The sequence below is a fragment of the Andreprevotia lacus DSM 23236 genome (assembly GCF_900176275.1).
GTDB lineage: Bacteria > Pseudomonadota > Gammaproteobacteria > Burkholderiales > Chitinibacteraceae > Andreprevotia > Andreprevotia lacus.
In genome coordinates this window covers 87,872-112,190 of sequence record NZ_FWXD01000007.1, presented here as the reverse complement: position 1 = coordinate 112,190, position 24,319 = coordinate 87,872, and the positions used below count along the sequence as shown (strand labels likewise).

At 63.1% G+C, this 24,319-nt stretch carries 19 protein-coding genes and 1 pseudogene; 11 read left to right on the top strand and 9 right to left on the bottom strand.

Features of this window, described 5'->3' with window-relative positions:
* The 5 genes and pseudogenes from nirD to B9A19_RS07520 form a co-directional block, all read right to left on the bottom strand.
* Positions 1 to 327, bottom strand: coding sequence for a nitrite reductase small subunit NirD (gene nirD, locus B9A19_RS07540; protein ID WP_084090172.1), 327 nt, complete (start codon positions 325 to 327; stop codon positions 1 to 3).
* A gap of 80 nt (positions 328 to 407) precedes the next feature.
* Positions 408 to 2,771, bottom strand: a pseudogene (gene nirB / locus B9A19_RS07535) (nitrite reductase large subunit NirB); the annotation flags it as partial.
* Positions 2,772 to 2,785: 14 nt separating this feature from the next.
* The gene (locus B9A19_RS07530; RefSeq protein WP_084090171.1) at positions 2,786 to 3,988 is read right to left on the bottom strand and encodes a nitrate/nitrite transporter; all 1,203 of its coding nucleotides are present in this window, start codon (positions 3,986 to 3,988) and stop codon (positions 2,786 to 2,788) included.
* A gap of 365 nt (positions 3,989 to 4,353) precedes the next feature.
* The gene (locus tag B9A19_RS07525) at positions 4,354 to 5,535 is read right to left on the bottom strand and encodes a CmpA/NrtA family ABC transporter substrate-binding protein (protein ID WP_139798715.1); all 1,182 of its coding nucleotides are present in this window, start codon (positions 5,533 to 5,535) and stop codon (positions 4,354 to 4,356) included.
* Between the two features lie 14 nt (positions 5,536 to 5,549).
* Positions 5,550 to 6,173, bottom strand: a complete 624-nt coding sequence (locus B9A19_RS07520; RefSeq protein WP_245804302.1) for an ANTAR domain-containing response regulator — start codon at positions 6,171 to 6,173, stop codon at positions 5,550 to 5,552.
* Positions 6,174 to 6,268: 95 nt separating this feature from the next.
* Here B9A19_RS07520 and B9A19_RS07515 point away from each other — a divergent pair, with 95 nt between their 5' ends.
* Positions 6,269 to 6,706, top strand: a complete 438-nt coding sequence (locus B9A19_RS07515) for a GFA family protein (RefSeq protein WP_245804301.1) — start codon at positions 6,269 to 6,271, stop codon at positions 6,704 to 6,706.
* Positions 6,707 to 6,858: 152 nt separating this feature from the next.
* Positions 6,859 to 8,592 (top strand): gamma-glutamyltransferase, encoded by a 1,734-nt coding sequence (gene ggt / locus B9A19_RS07510; protein ID WP_084090169.1) that lies wholly within the window; start codon positions 6,859 to 6,861, stop codon positions 8,590 to 8,592.
* Positions 8,593 to 8,694: 102 nt separating this feature from the next.
* On the opposite strand, the gene B9A19_RS07505 is transcribed toward ggt, so the two are convergent.
* The 4 genes from B9A19_RS07505 to B9A19_RS07490 all read right to left on the bottom strand — a co-directional run bounded on the left by B9A19_RS07505 (position 8,695) and on the right by B9A19_RS07490 (position 13,710).
* Positions 8,695 to 9,858: a glycerate kinase gene (locus tag B9A19_RS07505; protein WP_084090168.1), complete on the bottom strand. Its 1,164-nt coding sequence runs from the start codon at positions 9,856 to 9,858 to the stop codon at positions 8,695 to 8,697.
* Between the two features lie 62 nt (positions 9,859 to 9,920).
* The gene (locus B9A19_RS07500; protein WP_084090167.1) at positions 9,921 to 10,910 is read right to left on the bottom strand and encodes an ABC transporter substrate-binding protein; all 990 of its coding nucleotides are present in this window, start codon (positions 10,908 to 10,910) and stop codon (positions 9,921 to 9,923) included.
* On the bottom strand, positions 10,907 to 12,931 hold the full coding sequence (locus B9A19_RS07495) for an MFS transporter (RefSeq protein ID WP_084090166.1): 2,025 nt from the start codon (positions 12,929 to 12,931) through the stop codon (positions 10,907 to 10,909). The genes B9A19_RS07500 and B9A19_RS07495 overlap by 4 nt, the downstream gene beginning before the upstream one ends.
* Positions 12,928 to 13,710: a hypothetical protein gene (locus B9A19_RS07490; RefSeq protein ID WP_139798714.1), complete on the bottom strand. Its 783-nt coding sequence runs from the start codon at positions 13,708 to 13,710 to the stop codon at positions 12,928 to 12,930. Before B9A19_RS07490 ends, B9A19_RS07495 begins: the two co-directional genes overlap by 4 nt.
* Positions 13,711 to 13,967: 257 nt before the next feature.
* Between B9A19_RS07490 and tssB the strand changes: the two genes are divergently transcribed.
* The 9 genes from tssB to tssH all read left to right on the top strand — a co-directional run bounded on the left by tssB (position 13,968) and on the right by tssH (position 24,210).
* Complete coding sequence (gene tssB, locus B9A19_RS07485) at positions 13,968 to 14,483, top strand: type VI secretion system contractile sheath small subunit (protein WP_084090164.1); 516 nt, start codon at positions 13,968 to 13,970, stop codon at positions 14,481 to 14,483.
* Entirely contained in the window at positions 14,484 to 15,965 is a 1,482-nt protein-coding gene (gene tssC, locus B9A19_RS07480; RefSeq protein ID WP_084090163.1) for a type VI secretion system contractile sheath large subunit, read from the top strand. It begins immediately after the preceding gene.
* Positions 15,966 to 16,054: 89 nt separating this feature from the next.
* Complete coding sequence (locus tag B9A19_RS07475; protein ID WP_139798713.1) at positions 16,055 to 16,546, top strand: Hcp family type VI secretion system effector; 492 nt, start codon at positions 16,055 to 16,057, stop codon at positions 16,544 to 16,546.
* Positions 16,547 to 16,609: 63 nt separating this feature from the next.
* Positions 16,610 to 17,089 carry a type VI secretion system baseplate subunit TssE gene (gene tssE / locus B9A19_RS07470; RefSeq protein ID WP_084090161.1) on the top strand — a complete coding sequence of 160 codons (480 nt, stop codon included), beginning with the start codon at positions 16,610 to 16,612 and terminating at the stop codon, positions 17,087 to 17,089.
* Between the two features lie 64 nt (positions 17,090 to 17,153).
* Positions 17,154 to 17,801 (top strand): hypothetical protein, encoded by a 648-nt coding sequence (locus B9A19_RS07465; protein WP_139798712.1) that lies wholly within the window; start codon positions 17,154 to 17,156, stop codon positions 17,799 to 17,801.
* Between the two features lie 22 nt (positions 17,802 to 17,823).
* Entirely contained in the window at positions 17,824 to 19,665 is a 1,842-nt protein-coding gene (gene tssF, locus B9A19_RS07460; protein WP_084090159.1) for a type VI secretion system baseplate subunit TssF, read from the top strand.
* On the top strand, positions 19,662 to 20,696 hold the full coding sequence (tssG, locus tag B9A19_RS07455) for a type VI secretion system baseplate subunit TssG (protein ID WP_084090158.1): 1,035 nt from the start codon (positions 19,662 to 19,664) through the stop codon (positions 20,694 to 20,696). The genes tssF and tssG overlap by 4 nt, the downstream gene beginning before the upstream one ends.
* A 67-nt stretch (positions 20,697 to 20,763) precedes the next feature.
* A complete protein-coding gene (locus B9A19_RS07450; RefSeq protein ID WP_084090157.1) occupies positions 20,764 to 21,507 on the top strand; it encodes a tetratricopeptide repeat protein in 744 nt (247 codons plus the stop codon).
* A 57-nt stretch (positions 21,508 to 21,564) separates the two neighbouring features.
* Entirely contained in the window at positions 21,565 to 24,210 is a 2,646-nt protein-coding gene (gene tssH, locus B9A19_RS07445) for a type VI secretion system ATPase TssH (protein ID WP_084090156.1), read from the top strand.
* Positions 24,211 to 24,319: the final 109 nt, after the last annotated feature.

The window sequence follows — 24,319 nt, the reverse complement described above, 5'->3', positions numbered from 1 at the left end:
TCACAGTGCGAGGTAAACCTCGCCGTTTTCCACTTTCACCGGAAAGCGGCGCGCACAGCCCACGTCGGGCGCGCGGGCTTCGCCACTGGTGAGGTCGATGTTCCAGCTGTGCAGCGGGCAGGTCACCGTCTGGCCATGGACGATGCCCTGGCTGAGCGGGCCTGCCTTGTGCGGGCAGCGGTCGAGCAGGGCGAACACCTCGTCGTTGCCGGTGCGGAATACGGCGATGTTGCCGGCCTCGCGCTCCACTACCCGGCTGCCCAGCGGCGGAATGTCGGCCACCGTGCAGATGCGCAGCCAGTGTCCGGTCGTCAGCGGGGCGTTCATGCGGGTTCTCCGGCGGGGATGAGCTTGAGCGGGATGTATTCATGCTTCTGCGCACCGGCAATGCGTGCTGCCCACGGGTCGGGCAGCCCTTCGAGGGAATACAGCAGCCGTTCGTACAGCGCCTTGCGGTTGGCAGCATCGCTGACGACGCGCGCCTTGATGTAGTCGAGGCCGACGCGGGCTATGTAATGCACGGTGCGGTCGAGGTAGTAGGCTTCCTCGCGGTAGAGTTGCAGGAAGGCGCCGCTGTATTCCTTTACTTCGTCGGCCGTCTTGACCTTGGCGAGGAACTGCGCCACCTCGGTCTTGATGCCGCCGTTGCCACCGACATACAGCTCCCAGCCGCTGTCGACGGCGATCACGCCCACGTCCTTGATGCCGGCCTCGGCGCAGTTGCGCGGGCAACCCGATACCGCCAGCTTGACCTTGTGCGGCGACCACATATTGGCCAGCATGGTTTCGAGGTCTATGCCCATTTGCGTGCTGTTCTGCGTGCCGAAGCGGCAGAACTCGCTGCCCACGCAGGTTTTCACCGTGCGGATGGATTTGCCGTAGGCATGGCCGGAGTTCATGCCCAAGTCCTTCCACACGTTGACCAGGTCTTCCTTCTTTACCCCCAGCAGGTCGATGCGCTGGCCGCCGGTCACCTTGACCATGGGCACATGGTATTTGTCGGCCACGTCGGCAATGCGGCGCAGCTCGGCAGCATTGGTGACGCCGCCCTTCATTTGCGGGATGACCGAGAAGGTGCCGTCCTTCTGGATGTTGGCGTGCACGCGCTCGTTGACAAAGCGGCTTTGCGGATCGTCCACCGCCTCCTTGGGCCAGGTCGAGAGCAGGTAGTAGTTCACCGCCGGGCGGCAGGTAGCGCAGCCATTGGGTGTGCGCCATTCAAGGAAGTCGTACACCGCCTTGTGTGTGGTCAGATGCTGTTCGCGGATGGCCTTGCGCACTTCGCCGTGCGTGTGGTCGGTGCAGCCGCACACCGCCTTGGTCTTGGGCGTTTCCTGAAAGCTGGAGCCCAGCGTGTTCATCAAAATCTGCTCGACCAGCCCGGTGCACGAGCCGCACGAGCTGGCGGCCTTGGTGTGCTTCTTCACGTCATCGACGGTGAACAGCCCCTTGTCCTTGATGGCCTTGACAATATTGCCCTTGCACACGCCATTGCAGCCGCACACCTCGTCGCTGTCCTGCATCGCGGCGGCGCGGCTCTGGCCGGCCACACCGACGTCGCCGATGGCCGATTCGCCGAACATGATGTGATCGCGCAGATCGCCGATCTTGCGGCCCTCGCGCAACAGCTTGAAATACCACGCACCGTCGGTGGTGTCGCCATACAGGCAGGCACCCACCAGCTGGTCGTCCTTGATCACCAGCTTCTTGTAGACGCCGCCAGCCGGGTCGGACAGCACGATGTCCTCGGTGCCTTCGCCGCCCATGAAATCGCCGGCGCTGAACAGGTCAATGCCGGTGACCTTGAGCTTGGTGGACAGCACCGAGCCCTTGTACTGGCCGATGCCCAGCTGCGCCAGATGGTTGGCGCACACCTTGGCCTGCTCGAACAGCGGCGCCACCAGCCCGTAGGCCACGCCGCGATGGCTGACACACTCGCCCACGGCGTAGATGCGTGGATCGAAGGTCTGCAGCGCATCGCTGACCACGATGCCGCGATTGCAGTGCAGGCCGGCGCTCTCGGCCAAGGTGGCGTTGGGGCGGATGCCGACCGCCATCACCACCAGATCGGCCGGGATTTCCTCACCATCCTTGAAGCGCACCGCAACGACCTCACCAGCGGCATTGCCGACGATTTCGCTGGTCTGACGGCCCAGCAGAAAGCCCAGCCCGCGTTCTTCCAGCGACTGGCGCAGCAGGCTGCCCGCGGTGTCATCCAGCTGGCGGTCAAGCAGCCAGTCCCCCAGATGCACCACGCTGACGTTCATGCCGCGCAGCTTCAGGCCATTGGCGGCCTCCAGCCCCAGCAGGCCGCCACCGATCACGACCGCGCTGCGCTTGGTCTGCGCGGCGGCGATCATGGCCTCGGTGTCGTGGATGTCGCGATAGCTGATCACGCCGCGCAAGTCCTTGCCCGGCACCGGCAGGATGAAGGGCGTCGAGCCGGTGGCCAGCAGCAGGCGGTCATACGGGGCTTCACTGCCATCGTCGGCGACCACGACACGGCGTGCGCGGTCGATGCGGGTGACGGTCTTGCCGGTGTGCAGGGTGATGCCGTTGTCGGCATACCAGGCCAGCGGGTTGAGCACGATGTCCTTGAAATCCTGCTCGCCGGCCAGCACGGGCGACAGCAGGATGCGGTTGTAGTTGGGGTGCGGCTCGCTGCCGAACACGGTGATGTCGTACATGTCCGGTGCCAGCGCCAGCAGCTCTTCCACGGTGCGGATGCCGGCCATGCCGTTGCCGACGACGACGAGTTTCAGTTTTTTCATGGTGGTGCTCCTGCTCAGACCCGGGCCGACGCGACGGCCCAGCCGTTGCGCCATTTCTGTTTCACGTTGGCCAGGCTGGCCCAGCCGGCCACGGCCAGCGCGGCAAACAGCCACAGGCCGCCGGCGTAGTCGCCGCTGTGCTGCTTGATGGCCGCCAGGCTGGCGGCGAGTGCAAAGCCGCCGATGCCGCCGGCCATGCCGATCAGGCCGGTCATTACGCCGATTTCCTTGCCAAAGCGTTGTGGCACCAGCTGGAACACCGCGCCGTTGCCGGCGCCCAGGCAAAGCATGGCGCCGATGAACAGTGCCAGTTGCACGGCGGCCCCTGCCGGGTTGAGCGCGGCCAGTGCGATCAGTGCCGCAACGGTGGCGTAAACGCCCAGCAGCGAACGCGTGCCGCCGATGCGGTCGGCCAGCACGCCACCCAGCGGGCGCATCACCGAGCCGGCGAACACACAGGCCGCCGTGGCCCAGCCAGCCAGCTTGGGGTCGAAGTTGAATTGATCGTGGAAGTAGCCAGGCAGTGCGCTGGCAAAGCCCGAGAAGCCGCCGAAGGTCAGCGCATAGAAGAACATGAACCACCAGGCATCGGCATTGCCGAGCATGCGGCCGTAGTCGGCCAGCGTCTTGCGCCTGGCTTCGCCCGGTGCGTCCTTGGCGTTGCGCCAGTAAAAGGCCAGCACCAGTACCAGCGGCACGCAGACCAGGCCGAACACGTTTTGCCAGCCAAACCCGACCGCCAGGGCCGGTGCAAACAGCGCGGCTAGGACCGTGCCCGAGTTGCCGGCACCGGCAATGCCCATGGCCGTGCCCTGGTGTTGCGGCGGATACCAGCGCGATGCCAGCGGCAGCGCCACGGCGAACGACGCACCGGCCACGCCGAGGAACACGCCCAGTAGCAGCGCATGCTGCAGGTTGTGGATGCCCAGCTGCCAGGCGGCCAGCAGTGCGGCAATGACAATGAGCTGGCCAATCAGGCCGGCGCGTTTGGCGCCGATGCGGTCAGCCAGCATGCCCATGAACAAACGCAGTATGGCGCCGGCCAGGATGGGTGTGGCCACCATCAGGCCGCGTTGCTGCGTGTTCAGGCTGAGTGCCTGCGCCAGCTGGATCTGCAGCGGGCCAAGCAGATACCAGACCATGAAGCTCAGATCGAAATACAGGAACGCGGAAAGCAGGGTAGGGGTATGGCCTGCACGCCAGAACGAGCGATCCATGAGTAATCTCCAGTTGCCTATAGCCGGCCCGGATCGGGCAGGCGAAAAAAAACGGCGTCCGCTCGCAACCCGTTGGGGTTGGAGGGGACGCCGTTGTCCATTTGGATCGTCGCAAGCGGCTGGCGCGGGAGTCGGAGCGCGCTGCCGTATGGATGACCCGTGCAGCTCAGCCTGCATTGGCTGACCTGTCGGTTTTTAACGCCTGCACGCCGTTGCGCAGGATGCTCTAACTAGAGCAAGTGGCGTGCCAGCGCGTAAATTTTGTTAAGTTATTGAAAATAAAGGATTTGTTTGTTTGGTGGTGTGCGCCGTTGTTGCACCGCAGCAGTGCGTGCTGCACCAGCGCAGCGCACGGCTAGGTAGTACTACTTAGCTTTGTGGCCTGCAGCATGGGCATCGTGCTGGATGGGAAAACTGCGGGCATAGGCATGCAGATTGCTGCCATCCCAGCGTCGGCCGTCGATCAGCACGCTGCTGCGTGTGTCGCTGTCGGCGGTGGCAATGTCCAGTGCTGCGGCAGCTTGCCGGTAAAGCGCGGTCTGGTTGATTTCGGCCGCGAGGTGACCATCCAGCACGCTGGATGCGGCCATGCCCCAGCGCACGTACTGGGTCAGGAACCAGTTGCCGTCCGATAGATAGGGGTGGTTGACCTCGCCATCGGCAAAAAAGCGCAGTGGCAGCGCATGGGCGCTGGTGCGGCCGTAGTCACCCAGCATGCGCGGGGCGATCAGGTTGCTGGCGCGGCCGATATAGCCGGGCCCGGACAGCCAGCCGGCCATTTCGCGCCGGTGTTCGGGCGCATCCAGCCAGCGGCAGGCTTCCAGTATGGTCATGGTCAATGCGCGGGCGGTATTCGGGTAGAGCGCCACCAGATCGCGCCGGCAGGCCAGTACTTTTTCCGGGTGATCCGGCCAGATTTCACCGCTGGTAACGGCGGTACGGCCGATGTTTTCGGCTTCAGCCACCGCATGCCAGGGCTCGCCGGCGCAAAAGCCGTCGAGCTGCTCCAGCGCCATGGCATCGCTCATCTGCGGTGGTGGAATCACCACGCTGCGCACGTCGCGCAGCGGGTCCAGCCCTTCGGCGGCCAGCCAGTAATACAGCCACATCGCATGCGTGCCGGTGGGGAAGGTTTGCGCGAATACCGGCTGGTGGGTTTGCGCCGCCAGTTGCGTGCGCAACGAGCGGCCTTGCCGCAAGCCTTCGCTCAAGCGGTTGGAGAGCGTGATGGCCTGGCCGTTGCGGTTCAAAGTCATCAACACCGCCATGTCGGCCTGCGGGCCGCCGATGCCGAGCTGCACACCGTAGACCAGACCGTACAGCGCCTGCGCGGCATCCAGTTCGCCAGACAGCAGCTTGTCGCGCACGGCAGCCCACGAGGGCTGGCGCACCAGCTCGATATTCAGGCCATGACGCCGGCCCAGCCCGAGGATTTTGGCCGCCACCAGCGGCGCGCAGTCGGTGAGCGGTACGAAGCCCAGCCGGACATTGGGTTTTTCCGGCGCGTCGCTGCCGTTGATGTTGGCGTGCGGGTAGGGGGGCGACATGCGTGTGGTCTCCATCAGCCGAGCAGATCGGCCATTGCGATCAGCTGGCGGGCCACATCGGCCAGCTTCTGGCCTTGTTTCATGGCCAGACTGCGCAGGGTTTCAAAGGCTTCGGCCTCGCTCATGCCGCGCTTGTCCATCAGGATGCCCTTGGCACGGTCGATCAGCTTGCGGTCGGCCAGTTGTTGTTCGACGTCGGCCAGTCGCTGGCGCAGCCGTGTTTCCTCGGCAAAGCGTGCCAGTGCCACGTCTATGATGGGGGAGAGCTTGTCCGGCGCGAGGCCATCGACCATATAGGTGGTGACACCGGCGCCGACGGCGGCGCGGATCAGCTGTTGATCGGCATCGTGGCTGAACATCACCACCGGGCGCGGCGCGGCGCCGTTCATCACGGCCAGTTGTTCCAGCGTATCGCGCGATGGCGATTCGGTATCGATGATCACCACATCGGGCCGCTGGCGCTCCACGCTGGCCAGCAGTGCTACCGGGCTGGCGACATCGCCGAGCACCTCGTAGCCGTGCTGCGAGAGCGCATCGCGCAACTCGCCTATCGGCTTTTCGGTATCGGTAACAAGCAGGATGCGCAGCATGATGAAGCAGGAAACAATCGAATCGACAGTGGTATGAGCAAAACGCATGCCCGGTATCACCAGTGGCATGGGGGTGCCGCAAACTACTGAAAACAAAGCATGTTTGTATGTAGGGCATCCACCTCATGCGGGGGCTGCATTGAATGTGCGCCCTTTTTTGGGGCATGATCGGCCAGCCATGCGCCTGCCACGTCGGTACGCTGGCCGTCGTCATCACTCAGGAGTTCACCATGCTGTACACCGGAAGCTGTCACTGTGGGCAAACCCGCTATGAGATCGAGGGCGAGCTGGGCCATGTCATCGAGTGCAACTGCAGCTACTGCCGCCGCAAGGGGCCGCTGATGTGGTTCGTGCCGCGCGACGCGCTGAAACTGCATACGCCCGAAGATGCGCTGGCCACCTACCGCTTCAACCGCCACGTGATCGCACATCACTTCTGTCCGAACTGTGGCTGTGCGCCGTTCGGCATGGGCACCGATCCTTCCGGCAATGCCATGGTGGCTGTCAATGTGCGTTGCCTGGATGACATTGACTTTGCCGCGCTGGAAGTCATGCAGTACGACGGACTGCATCGCAACTAGCGCTGCTGGCCGCGTTGCACCGGCTCCGGTAGCGGCCGCCTCCTGGCGGTTGTTCGCGATCCGGCCCTTGCCTGATCGTGTAGGGGTAATCTCCGATTAAGCCTTGAATCAGCTTGCTGCTAGCATTGCGCATCACGCACTGGAATACTCGCATGAGCAAATCCTTGCTGCTGGCGGCTTGGGCCGCATTGCTGGCGCTGCCTGCCTGGGCGGGCCAGGCGGTGGTGACTGGCCACGGTGGCGCCGTCGCAACCATTTCCGGCCCGGCCAGCCAGGCCGCGATGGACATCCTCAATCGCGGTGGCAATGCCGTGGACGCTGCCGTTGCCGCTGCTGCTACGCTGGGCGTGACCGATCCGTTCAGCTGCGGGATCGGTGGTGGCGGCTTCATGCTGATTTACTCGGCGCGTGATCGCAAGGTTATTACCATCGATCACCGCGAAACCGCACCCGCCTCGTTCACGCCCACTGCGCTGCAGCGTGACGGCCACCCCTTGCCGCTGGCCGAAGCCATTGCCAGCGGGCGCTCGGTCGGTGTGCCCGGCACTGTGCGCGGCTGGCACGAGGCACTGGCGCGCTATGGCAGCATGAGCATGCAGCAGGTGCTGCAACCGGCGGTTGCAGTGGCCGAGCAGGGCTTCGAGATCGATGCGAATTTCCACCGCATCAATGTGCTTAACGAGGGCAAGTTCCGTCGCTTCCCGGCCACGGCCAGCCTGTATCTGAAAGATGGCAGAGCGCTGCCGCTGGGCAGCTGGTTCCGCAACCCCGAACTGGCGCAAACCTACCGGCAGATCGGCACGGGCGGCGTACGCGCGTTTTACGAGGGCGAGCTGGCGCAGCGCATCGTCGATGCGGTCAACATGCCGGCCGTGCGGCCCGGTGTCACGGTATTGCCGGGCCGGATGACGCTGGCCGACCTGCAGGACTATGAGGCCCGCCTGCGCCAGCCGGTACATTCGACCTATCGCGGCTATGACATCTACGGCATGGGCCTGCCATCCAGCGGCGGCATTGCCATCGCCGAAGCCCTGAACGTGCTGGAAAACTACGATCTGGCCAGAATGCCGCCGCCACAGGTGCAGCATCTCTATCTGCAGGCATCGCGGCTGGCCTTTGCCGACCGCAATGCCTATGTGGCCGATGGCGAATTCGTCGACGTGCCCAAAGCGGGTTTGCTGTCCAAGGATTACGCGCGCCAACGCGCCGCCGGCATCGATTTGCGCGCCGACCATGGCCGGGTGGGGCAGGGCGACCCCTACGCATTCCAGCAGAATCTGGCCGTGCCGCTGCGGCCAGCTGCCGCAGGCCGGGAAGAACCGGTTCATACCACCCACCTGACGGTGACCGACCGCGCGGGCAATATTGTCAGCTACACCTTCACCATCGAGGACTGGGGTGGCAGTGGCATGGTGGTGCCCGGCAGCGGCTTCCTGCTCAACAACGAGCTGACCGATTTCGATTTCAGCGGCCCGCACCCCAATGTGCCCGAGGCCGGCAAACGGCCGCGCTCCAGCATGAGCCCGACGCTGGTGTTCCGTGACGGCAGGCCGGTGCTGTCCATTGGCTCGCCCGGTGGGGCCAGCATCATCACCACGGTGCTGCAGGTGCTGGTGGCGCATCTGGATCAGGGCATGACCCTGGCGAGTGCGCTGGCTGCGCCACGTCTGAGCCAGCGCAATGCCGACACGACCGAGGTGGAGTCGCTGCTGCAATTCGTTGGCAGTCCGCAGGCATTGGCGCTGGAATCCTATGGTTATCGCTGGCGTGAAACCGACGAAATCGGCGCGGCCAACGGTTTGCGCTTCAATGACGATGGCAGTGTGACCGCAGTGAGCGAACCGCTGCGCCATGGCGGGGGGAGCGCGCTGGTGCAGGAGCGTTAGCGCTTAAAACGACGAAGCATCGCAGCTTCACCTTCAAAACAGGTTGACGCATTTGGCTTGGCTGGTTAGGGGTAACGCAGGCTCTCGTTGGTTTTCCATGCGCTATTCGGTAACACGCAGCGCCCGTGCAGCCCCCACCGGCAGCCGCTGCGCCAGCCTGAGCATGGCGGCAATCTGGCGCGCGGTGCGGCGCAGGTTGCCGGCTGCGTCGGCCAGCGCCTGTTCCAGCGTGCAGGGTTGCGGCACGATGCCGAATGCCGCATCGAAGCCGGCCGCTGCATCGCCCGCCATGCTGCCGGCAATCGCGATCACCGGCTTGCCGTGACGGCGGGCGCACGCGGCCACGCCGGCCGGTGCCTTGCCACGACTGGTCTGGCCATCCAGCCTGCCCTCGCCGGTGATGACCAGATCGGCAGCCTGTATGGCCTGTTCCAGCTTGACCAGCTCGCCGATCAGCGCAATCCCCGGCCGCAACGATGCACCCAGGACGCCCATCAGCGCAGCGCCCAGGCCGCCCGCCGCACCGGCACCCGGCAGCAGGGCCACGTCGCGGCCCAGATCGCGTTGCAGGATGTGTGCGAAGTGCTGCAGGTGGTGTTCCAGTTGCGCCACCATGGCGGGCGTGGCACCTTTTTGCGGGCCATAAACCGTGGCAGCGCCGGCCGGGCCGCATAAGGGGTTGTCTACATCGGCGGCAATCTCGATGGTGCAGGCGGCAAGGCGCGCGTCCAGCTGGGCGGTCTCGATCCGGTCCAGCCGACCCAGTGCACCGCCGCCAGCGGGCAGTGCCTGTCCGTTGGCATCCAGCAGCCGGGCGCCCAGTACCTGCAGCATGCCCGCGCCACCATCGACGGTGGCGCTGCCGCCCAGACCGATGATCAGGCGGCGTGCGCCGGCATCCAGCGCGGCAAGAATCAGCTCGCCGGTGCCGTGGCTGCCGGTCAGCAGCGGGTTGCGTTGTGCCGTGGGGACATGTGCCAGGCCACTGGCCGCCGCCATTTCGATCACGGCGGTGTGGCCATCGCCGCACAGGCCGAAGCTGGCGTTCACCAGCTCGCCCAGCGGGCCGGTGGCGGCGATGGTGTGCTTGTGCCCGTGCGTGGCGGCCATCACGACATCCACCGTGCCTTCGCCGCCATCCGCAATGGGCAGGCAGTGGTAATGCGCATCGGGCAGTACGTCGGCAAAGCCGGCGGCGATCAGGCCGGCCGCATCGATGGCTGTCAGGCTTTCCTTGAACGAGTCCGGCGCAATCAGGATGCGCATGGCAGGGCTCCGGGCGGTCTTTCATGCCTGCTCCACGGGGGTGAAGCAGGGATCAGCGGACCCTAGCGCAGCAGCTCGGCGATGCGGAATTCTTCGAGCGGTGGGTAGCGTTTCAGCGTGCGGGCCGTTTGCATGTTTACCACCAGCGAAAAGCGCTGCAGGGTTTCCATGGGAATGGCCGCCGGTGTCTTTCGTTTTAGCAGGATTTGTTCGGCCTTGTAGCCGGCAAACGCGCCCGCGTTGTAATAGTTGCCCACCAGCCCCATCAGCGCGCCGTTCTTGCGGATCGGGGCCTCGGTGGCCGAGATCACCGGTACGCCCGCGGCGGTGGCAGGCGCGACGATGGCATCAGCCTGCTGGATCAGCGATGAGTCGGATGGCAGATAGAGCGTATCGATCTTGCCCAGCAGCACCTGCTGCACCGCTGTGGTGACCGCTTCGGTGGTCGGCTTGCCCGTGGCATCCACTTCGACCGGTACCGGCACCAGCGTATAGCCGAAGCGGGCCGCGTTGTCCTGCAGGTCGCGCACGGCCAGCTGCGAATTGGGTTCCTGCGGGTTGTACACCACGCCCAGCCGGTTGATCTTGCCCAGCTGGTTTGCCGCCTTGAGTTGGTCGGCCATTGGCACCAGGTGCGATACGCCGGTGAAATTGCGGCTGGATGTTTGCAGTGTGCGCGTGAGTTTGGAGCCCACCGGATCGGCCACGATGTTGAATACCACCGGCACCTTGCCCAGGTATCTGGCCGGATCGGCATCGTATTTGCCTACTGCGGCCAGGGTCATGCTGGTGCCGAAGGTGTAGATCAGGTCGGGCTTGAGTTGCCTGGCTTCGGCGATCAGCGCAGGAATCTTTTCCTTGTCCTCGGCCGCATCGCGCACGATGAACTGCACCGGCATGCGGGCTTTCAGGTAATCCATGAAGCCACGTTCCGCATCGGTGCTACCACGATAAAGCAGCATCAGCACCTTGTAGGGCGGGTGGTCGGCGGCGTTTGCCAGCAAGGGTGACAGCAGGCAAGTGGCCAGCAGCAGGGTCTTCATCATCTTCATGCCGGCACCGCCCCGGGTTTCTGTGCATCGAAGCGGAAGAACAGCAGCATGAACAGGGTTGTCGTAATCAAGGTGAGGATGCCGACGCCATAGAAGGCACCCTTGAAGCCATAACTGGCGATCAGCGCGCCGGCAATCAGCGGGCCGAGCACATTGCCCAGCCGCTCCATCAGCCGGAAGATGCCGGTGGTGGTGGCCTGGCCCATTTCCTGCACGGCATCCTTGCAATAGTCCCCCACCAGCGCCAGCTGCGGCGATACGCCGACCGCGTGGGCCATGCCCAGGCAGGTAATGCTGATCAGCACGCCCAGCGGGCTGTCATTCAGATAGGTGGCGAACATGCCCAGCGCAGCGGCATAACCACCGGCAATCACGAACCAGCGGCGGTGGCCCAGTGCATCGGCCAGCCGCGCAATCTGTGGCGACAGGATGATGATGGCCAGACCGTAGGCCATCATCATGCGGCCGGTGCCCGATTGCGAGGCGCCCACCGATTTAAGGTACAGCGGCACCGAGTAATACAGGAAGCCGGTCAGCGCGATCTTGGACGGAATCGCGGTGAGGAAGGTGATGGCGGCAAACTGCTTGTGGCGCAGCAGGGTACCGAAATCGGCCAGCTTGAGTGCCTTGCGCGGTGCACCGCCGCCGCTCTTGCGGCGTATCACGCGGGCGACAAAGATCGCTGCCGCTGCCGATAGCAGGGCCGACAGCATGAAGGTTGGCCGGTCACCCAGCCGGTCGACCAGAATGCCGCCAATGGCGGCACCGGCCAGCGAGCCAGCGAAGAAGGTGGACAGGAACAGCGCCATGCCGCGTGTGCGCTGATCGGCCGGCGTGTTGTTGGCGATGTAGCTCTGTGCAGTAACGAAGACCGTGCCGTAGCCGATGGCGGTGATCGAGCGCCACAACAACAGATCGAAAAAGGTCTGGGATGCGGCCGTCAGCAGCAGACCGACGGTGGTAATGGCCGCGCCGACGCCGAATGCGCGACGATAGCCTACGCGGTCGCACCACTGGCCGGCCCACGGCATGGCCAGCGCCCACACCAGCATGAAGACCGAGATCGGCAGGCTGCTCGCCAGCTGGCGCGACAGCCCCAGCGCCGGGTCGTAGAACTGGCCGGCAAAGACCGGGAAGAACGACAGCGAGAGCGAGTCGGAGAACACCAGCAGGAAGAAGGGCCAGCGGATGTAATCCAGGGCCGAGACAAACAGGATGTGCTTGTCGTCCTTGTTGGTCAGGAAGCGCAGGCCGTAGGTCGGTGCGATCTTGCCCTGGTTGCGCGCCGTGCTGCGCAACTGGTGGTAGCGGTGGTTGATGATCTTGACCACGTGGTTGAGGTGGCGGTTGAGCTTGCCCACGCCGCCCAGATAATCGCGCGGCAGCTGCCAGGTGAAGTCGCCCTCGCGCACCTTGGCGAGGAAGTCATGCAGCAAGGTAACCGGTGTGCCAACGGTTAGGGTCAGCAGCAGGCGTAACAGTTCCAGCGCTACCAGCCCGGCCACCACCAGCACCGTGCCCAGATCGAGCATCACGTCATTGAGTTGCTGCTGTGCCACGTCGGCCTTCTGGCCCAGATGCAGCCAGCCGATCTGCTCGCCATGCGCGCGGATGGGAATGGCGGTATTCAGATAGGCGCCCACCTGTTCGCTGGTTAGCCCCTGCGTCCAGTGGGCCAGCCGGTCTTCCAGCTCGCCCTGGTTGCTCAGCGTCTTGGCGCGGCTGTTGTACAGCGCCTGGCCCCAGGTATTGGTGATGATGAGGTAGCTGACCTTGGGATTGTCGGTGCGCACGTCGTCGAGGAAGTCATCCACACCCTGCAGCTCGGCAAACGGCACACCATAGTCGAGCGCCTTGTCCAGCACGCGCAATACCGAGGCGCCGATTTCGCGGTCGCCTGCCGCCATCTGCGGCGTCAGGCCGGCTTCGAAATCGCGCAATGCAAACAGCGACACCACCGCCGCTGCGGCCACCAAGAGCGCTACCGATAGCGCAATCAATTTCAATTGCAGGCTTTTCATGACTGTTGTTCTTGTTTTGCAGTGTGAAGCAACTGGGCCGATTCACGGCTGCTGCGGATGAATTGCGGGATATCCTGCGCCAGCTCTTCGCCCAGCGCCTTGAATTCCGGCAGGGCTGGCGGGTCGTCGTCCAGCGCGTGGTCGAGCGCTTTGGCGGCCACATCCAGCTCGCGGCTCATGCGCCGCGTCAACACCCATACCCCCAACGGGGCCAGCATGAACACGGCCAGGCTGACCAGGCCCCACAGCCGCAGCAGGTGCAGCCGCATCTGGTTGGTGGCGGCGTCAATCTGCGCGCGCGGGTAGCCGATGATCAGTGCCCCGACCACAACGCCAAAACTGTTGCGATAGGGCAGCCCGAGGTAATACAGCGTGTCATCCTGCTTTTGCCAGTCGGCCTGGGCGGGGGCACTGGCCGGATTGGCGCTCCAGTCCTGACCGGCAGGCAGGGAACCGTTACTCACCAGCTGCCTGCCCCCTTCATCGACCACGGCCATGAACTGCACGCCGGCCGATTCCTTGCGCAATTGCTGCAGCAAGCCTTCCAGCCGGGCATTGGCGGCCGGATCAAGGCCGACATTGAGGCCGGATTCGATGGCCTGGCGCACATCCTTGCCCAGCACCTGATAGCGCCCCAGTTGCAGCTGGCGGTAGCTTTTCTGGTAGTTGAAAAAGTTCAGGAAGGTGATCAGACCGACGGACAGGCAGATCACCAGGGCAATCGGCAGGCCGAGTTGCAACCAGAGTGGCCAGTGTCGGGGCAGGGCGCGGGAGAGCATTCAGTTTCCGTTCAATAACGTCGGTATTTATATTGCGGCAGCTATGGTTTTGAGATTGCTGGACTTTTTCTGTTTTCAGTCTAGAGCTAATAGGGTTGCTGTCGACGGTCGAAATATTAGAAATATCTAATCGACTTGTTTGTTAGCGCGATGTCATTTTACTCTGCCAGCATTAAAGCATGGCAAAACTGTGCGTGGCGCGGTTTTGTCTATTGTGGCATCCACACCTGAAGTTGATTGAATCTGGAGATCCGGTAATGGCAAATGAGAGCAGGCAGCATACGCTGGACCGCGTCCGCGCCCCGCGTGTGCAGATCACGTACGACGTTGAAGTCGGCGATGCGATCGAAAAAAAGGAACTGCCCTTTGTGATGGGCGTATTGGGCGATTTCACCGGCCACCCGGTTGAACCGCTGCCGAAACTGAAGGATCGCAAGTTCGTCAATATCGACCGCGACAACTTCAACGAAGTGCTCAAGGGCACCAAGCCGCATCTGGCTTATCGTGTTGATAACACCATGGCAAACGACGACAGCCAGTTGTCGGTCGACCTGAGCTTCAAGACCATCGCCGACTTCGAGCCGGCGCAAGTGGCCGCGCAAGTCGAGCCGCTGAAGAAGCTGCTTGAGATCCGCGCCAAGCTGTCGGACCTGAAGAACAAGATGTACAGCAACGAGCGCCTGGGCGAAGTGCTGCAGGAAATCCTGGACGACACCACCAAGCTGCAGGCACTGGGCAAGGAAACCGGCTACAGCGCAGAGGAGGCCAAGTAAATGAGCGAAGCACAACAAGCCGCTGGCGCGGAAGGCGCACAAGCCGCCGAAGGCAGCCTGCTCGACAGCATCATCGACGAAACCCGTGTTGCCCGCTCGGACACCGAGAAAGAGCGCGCCAAGGACCTGATCAGCGGCTTCGTCAACGAAGTCCTGTCCGGCACCGTGACCGTTTCCAAGGATCTGATCGCCAGCATCGAAAAGCGCATCGCTGAAATCGATGGCGTGCTGTCCAAGCAGCTGTCGGCCATCATGCACAACGATGAATTCCAGAAGCTGGAAGCTTCGTGGCGCGGCCTGCACTACCTCGTGCATCAGAGCGAAACCGGCACCGGCCTGAAGATCAACCTGCTGAACGCCTCCAAGAAAGACCTGATCAAGGATTTCAAGGGCGCTGCAGAGTTTGACCAGTCCGCGCTGTTCAAGAAGATTTACGAAGAAGAATACGGCACCTTCGGTGGCGCCCCGTTTGCCGCACTGGTCGGCGACTACGAGTTCGGCAACCACCCGGAAGACATGTACCTGCTGGAAGAAGTGTCGCACGTGGCTGCTGCCGCGCACGCACCGTTCTTCTCGGCGGCCAACGCCGGCATGTTCGGCCTCGACAGCCTGACCGAGCTGTCCAAGCCGCGTGATCTGGCCAAGGGCTTCGATACCGTCGAATACGCCAAGTGGAAGTCGTTCCGCAATTCGGAAGACTCGCGCTATGTCGGCCTGACCCTGCCGCACGTGCTGGGCCGCCTGCCGTATGGCTCGGCCACCGTGCCGGTCGAAGCGTTCAACTTCGAAGAAGATGTCAGCGGCAAGGAACACGACAAATACCTGTGGGTGAACGCGTCCTACGCGCTCGGCACCCGCCTGACCAATGCCTATGCCAAGTACGGCTGGTGTGCCGCCATCCGTGGCGTGGAAGGCGGTGGTCTGGTTGAAGGCCTGCCGACGCATACCTTCACCACCGATGATGGCGAAGTGGCCCTCAAGTGCCCGACCGAGCTGGCAATCACCGATCGCCGCGAGAAAGAGCTGGCCGATCTGGGCTTCATCCCGCTGGTGCACTGCAAGGGTACCGACTACGCCGCGTTCTTCTCCACCCAGTCGGTGCAGAAGGCCAAGGAGTACGATACCGATGCAGCCAACGCCAATGCTCGCCTGTCCAACCAGTTGCAGTACATCATGGCGACATCGCGCTTTGCGCACTACCTGAAGTCCATGGTGCGTGACAAGGTCGGCAGCTTCATGACCCGTGGCGAGTGCGAGCAGTTCCTGGGCCGCTGGATCAACAACTACGTGGTGGGTTCGGATGACGCTGGCCAGGAAATCAAGGCCAAGTACCCGCTGCGCGAAGCACGCGTGGATGTGAGCGAAATCCCGGGCAAGCCGGGCTTCTACAAGGCTGTGGCCTACCTGAAGCCGCACTTCCAGCTTGAAGGCCTGACCGCCAGCCTGCGTCTGGTGGCGGATCTGCCGCCGCCGGCCAAGTAAGACCTGTTCGACCAGTATGGACATGTGGCGGCCCGGTGCCGCTGCATGGCCGAATCAGTTAATACCCCCTTCATTTGGAGCACATCAGCATGGCTTATGATTCCTACCTCAAGATCGGTGATGTCAAAGGCGAAAGCACCGACGACGCACACAAGGACTGGATCGAGCTGTACTCGTTCAGCCTTGGCATCAGCAACCCGGTGACCGTGGGTTCGGCCACTGGCGGCCTGACCGCCGGCAAGGCCTCGTTCTCGTCGTTCAGCGTGATGAAGAAGTACGACAAGGCTTCGGTGAAGCTCGCTTCCGCTTCCGCTGCCGGCAAGCACTTCGACAAGTGTGAAGTAGAACTGTGTCTGACCACTGGCGCCAAACACACCTACATCAAGTACGTGTTTGAAGACTGCATGATCGAAAGCATCCAGTGGAGCGGCAGCTCGGGTGGCGATGACCGTCCGACCGAAAGCCTGTCCATTGCCTATGGCAAGGTCACCTGGGAATACACCCCGATCAAGCACGACGGCACGACCGACAGCAAGATCGGTCCGGAAGGCTGGAACGTCACCACCAACGTCAAGGTTTAATACCTCCGGCGTGGACGGATACGGGCCGCAGATGCGGCCCGTATTGTTCCCGCACTATCCGATATGCAAAGCCGCCCGCAAACCATCCGCATTACGCCCTCGCTGCTGGATCGTCTGTTCGACGATGCGCCGGATGAGGTGATCGACGATCAGCCGACTTTCCGCCAGGGGCTGGAACAGCTGAAGCAGTCGGTTGCGCGCGATCTGGAGGGCTTGCTGAATACGCGTGCCGATTCGGTCTCCGATCTGGCGGCCTACCCGGAACTGTCGCGCTCGGTGGTGGCCTATGGCCTGCCGGATTTTTCGGCGCTGAGTGCTGCCAGTGAAACTGACCGTGCACGCATCCGTGCCGAGATCAGCTCGGTGATTGCGCGGTTTGAATCACGCCTGATTCAGGTGCAGGTGCATCTGGTGCCACGTGATGGCGAGCTCAACCAGTTCAGCTTTCATATCGAAGCGCTGCTGCGGGTTGACCCGGTGCCGGAGCCAGTGGTGTTCGATGCTGTGCTGGAAGTGGCGACGCAGCTTTACAAGATAGAGTGATCGTGCGCATCAGAACTGGATGCACGCGCAATGACAACAACAAGTACTGACAATTGGCCCGACTATGCGACGTTATATCTACCTTCCCGTTTATACCGCTGAAATGCGTGATTTTGCCGCGCCCATTGCGCGCTACATGACCAAAACCTATGGCGGCGTGTGTACGACGCTGAGTAATGCATTCGAATCGGGCTGGGGTAAAGGGTTGACGCGAAAACTGGGTGGCGGTTGCCTGAGCGGTCTGGGTGCCACCGATATCCTGTACGTGGTGTGTCACGGTGCTGGCGAGGCCGGGTCTTATTCGATTGGTGCCACACGCACCGGTGGCGGGATGAAGGCCTACCGCATGCCCGATCTGGCAGCCAATCTGGAAGCCGAAGGGCTGTCCAAGGCATTCAAGCATCTGCACATGATGACCTGTGGCAGCGGCCTGATGAACAAGAGCGTGATCCTTGGCCAATACACCTCGAATGAGCGCGTCGGCCGTGATCCGTCGCTGGGCGCTGGCCGTACCGCTCCCAATTCGATTGCTCGCCAGCTGTGTGATGCCATGAAGGAACGCGGCTATGCCGGCATCGAAGTCACCGGTTACCTGGGCGACATCTCGGTGGGCCATCCTGACAGCGTCAGCATCGACTTGAGCGGCACGCCCTATCGCAATGCCGCCGATCCGCAATTCGTCGGTCTGGACTGGTGTGTGGTGGCGCGCTGAGCGCTAGCACCGGGCAAGGTTCATGCAAAACGAACTGCTTCCCTACTACAACCGCGAGCTGGCGTCGCTGCGCCAGCTCGGGCGCGAGTTTGCCAGCCAGTTTCCCAAAGTGGCTGGCCGCCTGCTGCTGGAAGAGGGCGTTTCCGAAGATCCGCATGTAGAACGGCTGATTGAATCGTTCGCCTTTCTGACCGCGCGCATCCATCACAAGCTGGATGATGAATTCCCCGAGATTACCGATGCCTTGCTCGGGGTGCTGTACCCGCATTACCTGCGGCCGATTCCGTCGATGTCGGTCGCGCAGTTCACCATCGACCCGACCAAGATGAATCTGTCCAGCAAGCTGGCGATTCCGCGCCACAGCCAGTTGCTGTCGCGCCGGGTCAATGACATGCCGTGCCGCTTCCGCACCGCCTACCCGGTCGAGCTGTGGCCGGTGACGGTGGCCGATGCGCGTTTCGAGCCCATCCAGCGTGCCGACTTCGCACTGCGCCGCGAGGACGCCGCTGCCATCGTGCGCATCCGCATCCAGGCGCATCCGGGTCAGTTCCTCAACGACATGGGCATCGACAAACTGCGCTTCTTCCTGCAGGGCGAATCGCCGGTCATGCACGCGCTGTATGAGTTGCTGTTCAACAATGTGCACAAGACCACCATCTATGCCGGTGGCAACGAGGTCCGGCTGCCTGCCGACGCCATCCGCCCGGTGGGGTTCGAGGAAGATGAAGGCTTGCTCGACTACGACAAGCGCTCGTCCATCGCCTATCGCTTGTTGCAGGAATACTTTGTCTTTCCCGACAAGTTCATGTTTTTCGACGTGGTGGGTCTTGCTGCGGCACCGTTGCCGCCCGCCTGCCGCGACATGGAAATCGCCATCTACATCAGCGAGTTCGAGCGTGCCGAACGCTTGGCCAAGCTCGCCGATACCATCAATGCCGATACCTTCCGGCTGGGCTGCGCGCCCATCGTCAACCTGTTCCGGCAGAGTGCCGAACCGCTGCAGATTACGCACCTGAAAACCGAATACCAGGTGATACCGGATATCCGCCGCCCCTGGGGTATGGAGGTGTATTCGGTGAATTCGGTACGCAAGCTGGTGCAGGGCGAGGGCAGGGCAGAGATCGTTGAATACCAGCCGTTTTTCGGCCTGCATCACGCCAACGAGGCTGACGCGCAGCAAACCTTCTGGCTGGCCACGCGCCGGCCCGGCGCGCGCGCCGATGACCCGGGCAGCGATGTCTATCTGTCGCTGGTCGATCTGGATTTCGATCCCAATCTGCCGGCCACCGAAGCACTCAGTATCGAAATCAGCTGCACCAATCGCGAGCTGCCCGGCCTGTTGCCGTTTGGCGGCGAGCAGGGTGACTTCGAAATCGAGGGCGGCTCGCCGGTGTCGCGCATTCACTGCCTGCGCAAGCCCACTGCCACGCAGCGCCCGGCCATGGGCCGCTCGGCCATGTGGCGGCTGATTTCGCATCTCAGCCTCAACCAGCTGTCGATTGCCGATGGCGAGAGCGAAAGCACCGAGGCCTTCCGCGAGTTGCTGGGCCTGTACAACTTTGCCAACTCGGCGGCAACGCGCAAGCAGATCATGGGCATACGCAAGGTCAGCAGCAAGCCCACCATGGCCAAGATTGCCAGCGGCCATCAGGCTGCCTTCGTGCGGGGCATCGCGGTTGAGCTGGAGCTGGACGAAGAGCAGTTTGAAGGCGCAGGCGTGTATCTGCTGTCCTGCGTGCTGGAGCGCTTTCTCGGCCTGTATGGCTCGATCAACAGCTTTACGCGGCTGACGGTGAAAACCCAGCAACGCGAGAAGCCCATGCGCACCTGGCCGCCGCGTGCGGGCAAGGCGGTGCTGGCATGAGCACGGCAGGCATGCAGCACACCGGCGTGCTGGGTGATCTGTATGCACGCCCGTATGCCTATGATTTCTTCCAGGCGGTGCGGCTGCTGCGCGCGGCGCAAATGCAGCAGGGCGCAGTCGGTGACGATCCGGTGCGCTTTCGCACCTTGCTGTCGCTGGAAACTCCCGCGTCGGCCATCTATACGCTGACCCAGCCGGATGCCTTCCGCCCGCCGGTGATGACCATCACCTTCATGGGCCTGACCGGCCCGTCGGGTGCGCTGCCGGTTCGTTATACCGAAATGCTGCTGGAGCGGCGCTACCGCCACCGCGATCAGACCGCGCACAACTTCTTCGACCTGTTCAGCCACCGGCTGACCACGCTGTTTTATCAGGCGTGGCAAAAGCACCACATATTCGTCGATTACGAGCGCGGCGGGCGCGAGGGCTTTCAGCGCCAGGTGCTGTCGCTGGTGGGCCTGGGCACCCCCGGCCTGCAGCGGCGGCTCTCCGACGACGGGGTCGATGACCAGCTGTTTGCCTATTACGCCGGCCGTTTTGCCGAGCGTGCGCATACCGTCGAAGGCTTGCAGTCCATCCTGTCCGACCAGTTTGACGTAAAGGTGGTGATCGAGCAGTTTCGCGGCCAATGGCTGCGGCTGGACGACAATGACTGCACGCAGCTGGGCCAGCTCAATTGCACCCTCGGCGAACACCCGATGCTGGGCAAGCAGATCTGGGATTGCCAAACCAAATTCCGCATCTGCGTCGGCCCGCTCAAGCGCCGCCGTTTTGACGATTTTCTGCCGACCGGCAAGGCCTATCGGGCGCTGGTGCGCATGGTGAAATTCTGCGTCGGGCAAGCACTGGAGTTTGATGTCCAGCTGGTGCTGGACAAGCGTGAAACGCCACCCTGCATCCTGGGCGAGCTGGGCCGCAACAGCGCCCGGCTGGGCTGGACTACCTGGCTGGATAGGCCAAAAACCGCCATCAACGATGCCAGCGACGTGGTGCTGCCAGAGCATGCGCAGCGGCTGGCGGCAGCAGCATGATGCAACACGCGCGCCGTATCGTAACGGCTGGTGCTTTTGTACACACTGATAGGGAGTAGCTGTCGCAATGCCTTTTTTCGGACTTGGGCTGCATTTTCTGGTGGCCATCTACTTTGCGGTGCACGCGGTACGCACCGGCCAGCAAACCTACTGGCTGTTCATCCTGTTCAGCTTTCCCTTGCTGGGGAGCGTGGTCTATTTCGTTTCCATCTATCTGCCGGCGTCCAGGCTGGAGCGTGGCACCAAGCGCGTGCTGAGTGCTGCGGTCAAGGTGCTCGACCCGACGCGCGAACTGCGCGAAGCCACCGCCGCATTTGATTACACGCCGACTGCGCAAAACCAGATTCGTCTGGCGCAAGCACTGCTCAACGCCGGCGATGCCAAACAGGCCGCCATCAACTACGAGGCCTGCCTGAAAGGCCCGTTTGCCGCCGACCCGGAAATCCGCCTCGGTGCCGCACGTGCTTTTGTCGAATGCGGCAACTTTGCCCAGGCCGTCACGCATTTGCGTGCAGTGCAAGCCAGCCATCCGGATTTCCGGGCCGAACAAGTCGCCTTGCTGCTGGCGCGTACGCTGCAGGGCGCGGGTGATACGGTTGGCGCCAAGGCGGCTTTCGAGCAGGCCGTGGCGCGCTTTGGCTCGTTCGAGGCACGCGCCGAATACGCGATCTGGGCCATCGAGACCGGCGAGCAGCAGCTTGCCCAGGCACTCAAGACCGAGATTGAGCGCGTGACGCGTCACTGGAATCGTCACAACCGAGAACTGAATGCGCCCATGCTCAAGCGGCTGGCGCTGGCTTTCAAACAGTAATGCGGCCCCGCCGGGCGCCGTTTTCCCCCACGTAAAATCACGCACAGGATAGTTCGCATGTCCACTGACCTGAAGTCCTTGATAGGCAAACTGAACCCCATCTGCCGTGGCGCCATGGAGTCGGCCGCCGGCCTCGCCATTTCGCGCGGGCACTACGAGGTGGATGTCGAACACCTGCTGATGAAGGTGCTGGAATCGGACAACACCGATCTGGCCAAGGTACTGCGCCACTACGGCATCGACCCGAGCCGTTTCGAGCGCGACCTGAACAATGCGCTGGATGGCTTCAAGAGCGGCAACACGCGCAACCCGGTGCTGGCGTCCAACCTGCCCAAGCTGTTCCAGAAGGCATGGCTGGTGGCGTCGGTCGATTTCAACGAAACGCGCGTGCGCAGCGGCCATCTCTTGCTGGCGCTGCTGAGCGACGACGATCTGGCGCAACTGGTCAAGCAATGGTCGAAAGACCTGGCCGGCGTGTCTGCCGATGACCTGAAGAAAAACCTGGATGCGATCACCGCCGATTCGCGCGAGGCCGCCACGGCCACCACCTTGGGCAGCGGCCCGGCTGCCAGCGGCGCACCTGCCGCCAGCAAGGGGGGCAAGACCCCGGCGCTGGATCAGTACACCGTCAACCTGACAGAGCGCGCGCGCCAGAACCAGATCGACCCGGTGCTGGGCCGCGACAGTGAAATCCGCCAGATGGTCGATATCCTGACCCGCCGCCGGCAGAACAACCCCATCCTGACCGGCGAGGCCGGCGTGGGCAAGACGGCGGTGGTGGAAGGGCTGGCGCTGCGCATTGCCGCCAGCGACGTGCCGCCCATCCTGCAGAATGTCGAACTGCACATGCTGGACCTGGGCTTGTTGCAAGCGGGTGCCAGCGTGAAGGGCGAATTCGAGAACCGCCTGAAATCGGTGATCGAGGAAACCAAGGCCAGCATCAAGCCCATCATCATGTTCATCGATGAGGCACATACGCTGATCGGGGCGGGCGGCCAGGCCGGCCAGAACGATGCGGCCAACCTGCTCAAGCCGGCGCTGGCGCGCGGCGAGCTGCGTACCATTGCGGCCACCACCTGGTCTGAATACAAGAAATACTTCGAGAAAGACCCGGCGCTCACCCGTCGCTTCCAGGTCGTCAAGGTGGACGAGCCCGACGAAGAAAAGGGCGTGATCATGCTGCGCGGCCTGCTGGAAAAAATGCAGGGCCACCACAAGGTGCGCGTGCTGGACGAGGCGCTGGTGTCGGCGGTCAAGCTGTCGCACCGCTACATCACCGGCCGTCAACTGCCGGACAAGGCAGTCAGCGTGCTCGATACCGCCTGCGCGCGCATTGCCATCGGCCAGTCGGCCACGCCGGCACAGGTGGAAGACACCCGTCGTCACATCGAGGGCATCGCCACCGAAATCCGCGTGCTGAACAAGGAAACCGCCAGCGGTGGCAGCCACGATAGCCGTCTGGCCGAGCTCACCGAAGCCAAACAACAGGCCGAGGATGAACTGGCCAAGCTGGAGGCGCGCTGGGCGGCCGAGCTGGAACTGGTGCAGAAAATCCGTGACGTGCAAGACCAGCTGGAAGCCGATGCCGAGGCGGCCGAGCCGGGCCAGAATCGCCCGGCACTGCTGGCCGAGCTGAATCGCCTGAACGACGAGCTGGCCGCGCTGCAAGGCAAGGACCCGCTGGTGCAGGTGTGTGTGGACGAAGCCACTGTTGGTGCGGTGATCTCGGCGTGGACCGGCATTCCGCTGGGCAAGATGGTGCAGGACGAGCTGGAAACCGTGCTCAAGCTCAAGGACACGCTGGCCGAACGGGTGATTGGTCAGGACCATGCGCTGGAAGCGATTGCCCAGCGTATCCGCATCTCGCGCGCTGGCCTGGAAGACCCGGGCAAGCCGATCGGCGTGTTCATGCTGGTGGGCACCAGTGGCGTCGGCAAGACCGAAACCGCGCTGGCGCTGGCCGACATCCTGTACGGCGGCGAGCGCAACCTGATCACCATCAACATGTCCGAATTCCAGGAAGCGCACACCGTCTCCAGCCTGAAGGGCTCGCCCCCGGGTTATGTGGGCTATGGCGAGGGCGGCATCCTCACCGAAGCGGTGCGTCGCAAGCCGTACAGTGTGGTGTTGCTGGATGAAGTCGAAAAGGCGCACCCGGACGTGCTGGAAATGTTCTTCCAGGTGTTCGACAAGGGCATGATGGACGATGCCGAAGGCCGCGAGATCAACTTCAAGAACTGCGTGATCCTGCTGACCTCGAACGCCGGCACCGACATCATCATGGATGCCTGCCGCAATGCTACGGTGATGCCGACGGAAGAATCGCTGCGCGATGCGCTGCGCGACGAGCTGAACCAGGTGTTCAAGCCGGCTTTCCTTGGCCGCATGCAGGTGGTGCCGTTCTATCCGGTCAAGGACGAAGTGCTCAAGCAGATCGTTCGCCTCAAGCTCAACAAGATCAAGAAGCGCGTCAAGATCAACCACAACGCCGCGTTTGCCTATGACGAAGCGCTGGTCGAGGCCATTGCCGCCCGCTGTACCGAAGTGGACAGCGGCGCGCGCAACATCGACAACATCGTCTCCGGCACGCTGCTGCCGGAGGTGGCCGGCGCGGTGCTGGCGCGCATGGCGGAAGGGCAGGCAGTCGAGCGTATCGACGTCACCATCGGTGGTGATGGCCAGTACGCATACACCGTCGCCTGACGCGAGTGGTATCAGCCCGGCAGCCGCAAGGCGGCCGGGTGGGATGTGTGGTTTTACGATAGCCTGTACGGATTGCGCGGCCGGGAATTTGCCCGGCCCGCTGGCTGAC

Excerpts from the sequence above, each read along its gene's own strand:
- nirD (WP_084090172.1), bottom strand. The coding sequence starts at position 327 with ATGAACGCCCCGCTGACGACCGGACACTGGCTGCGCATCTGCACGGTG.
- B9A19_RS07530 (WP_084090171.1), bottom strand. The coding sequence starts at position 3,988 with ATGGATCGCTCGTTCTGGCGTGCAGGCCATACCCCTACCCTGCTTTCC.
- B9A19_RS07525 (WP_139798715.1), bottom strand. The coding sequence starts at position 5,535 with ATGTCGCCCCCCTACCCGCACGCCAACATCAACGGCAGCGACGCGCCG.
- B9A19_RS07520 (WP_245804302.1), bottom strand. The coding sequence starts at position 6,173 with ATGCGTTTTGCTCATACCACTGTCGATTCGATTGTTTCCTGCTTCATC.
- B9A19_RS07515 (WP_245804301.1), top strand. The coding sequence starts at position 6,269 with ATGTGCGCCCTTTTTTGGGGCATGATCGGCCAGCCATGCGCCTGCCAC.
- ggt (WP_084090169.1), top strand. The coding sequence starts at position 6,859 with ATGAGCAAATCCTTGCTGCTGGCGGCTTGGGCCGCATTGCTGGCGCTG.
- B9A19_RS07505 (WP_084090168.1), bottom strand. The coding sequence starts at position 9,858 with ATGCGCATCCTGATTGCGCCGGACTCGTTCAAGGAAAGCCTGACAGCC.
- B9A19_RS07500 (WP_084090167.1), bottom strand. The coding sequence starts at position 10,910 with ATGAAGATGATGAAGACCCTGCTGCTGGCCACTTGCCTGCTGTCACCC.
- B9A19_RS07495 (WP_084090166.1), bottom strand. The coding sequence starts at position 12,931 with ATGAAAAGCCTGCAATTGAAATTGATTGCGCTATCGGTAGCGCTCTTG.
- B9A19_RS07490 (WP_139798714.1), bottom strand. The coding sequence starts at position 13,710 with ATGCTCTCCCGCGCCCTGCCCCGACACTGGCCACTCTGGTTGCAACTC.
- tssB (WP_084090164.1), top strand. The coding sequence starts at position 13,968 with ATGGCAAATGAGAGCAGGCAGCATACGCTGGACCGCGTCCGCGCCCCG.
- tssC (WP_084090163.1), top strand. The coding sequence starts at position 14,484 with ATGAGCGAAGCACAACAAGCCGCTGGCGCGGAAGGCGCACAAGCCGCC.
- B9A19_RS07475 (WP_139798713.1), top strand. The coding sequence starts at position 16,055 with ATGGCTTATGATTCCTACCTCAAGATCGGTGATGTCAAAGGCGAAAGC.
- tssE (WP_084090161.1), top strand. The coding sequence starts at position 16,610 with ATGCAAAGCCGCCCGCAAACCATCCGCATTACGCCCTCGCTGCTGGAT.
- B9A19_RS07465 (WP_139798712.1), top strand. The coding sequence starts at position 17,154 with ATGCGACGTTATATCTACCTTCCCGTTTATACCGCTGAAATGCGTGAT.
- tssF (WP_084090159.1), top strand. The coding sequence starts at position 17,824 with ATGCAAAACGAACTGCTTCCCTACTACAACCGCGAGCTGGCGTCGCTG.
- tssG (WP_084090158.1), top strand. The coding sequence starts at position 19,662 with ATGAGCACGGCAGGCATGCAGCACACCGGCGTGCTGGGTGATCTGTAT.
- B9A19_RS07450 (WP_084090157.1), top strand. The coding sequence starts at position 20,764 with ATGCCTTTTTTCGGACTTGGGCTGCATTTTCTGGTGGCCATCTACTTT.
- tssH (WP_084090156.1), top strand. The coding sequence starts at position 21,565 with ATGTCCACTGACCTGAAGTCCTTGATAGGCAAACTGAACCCCATCTGC.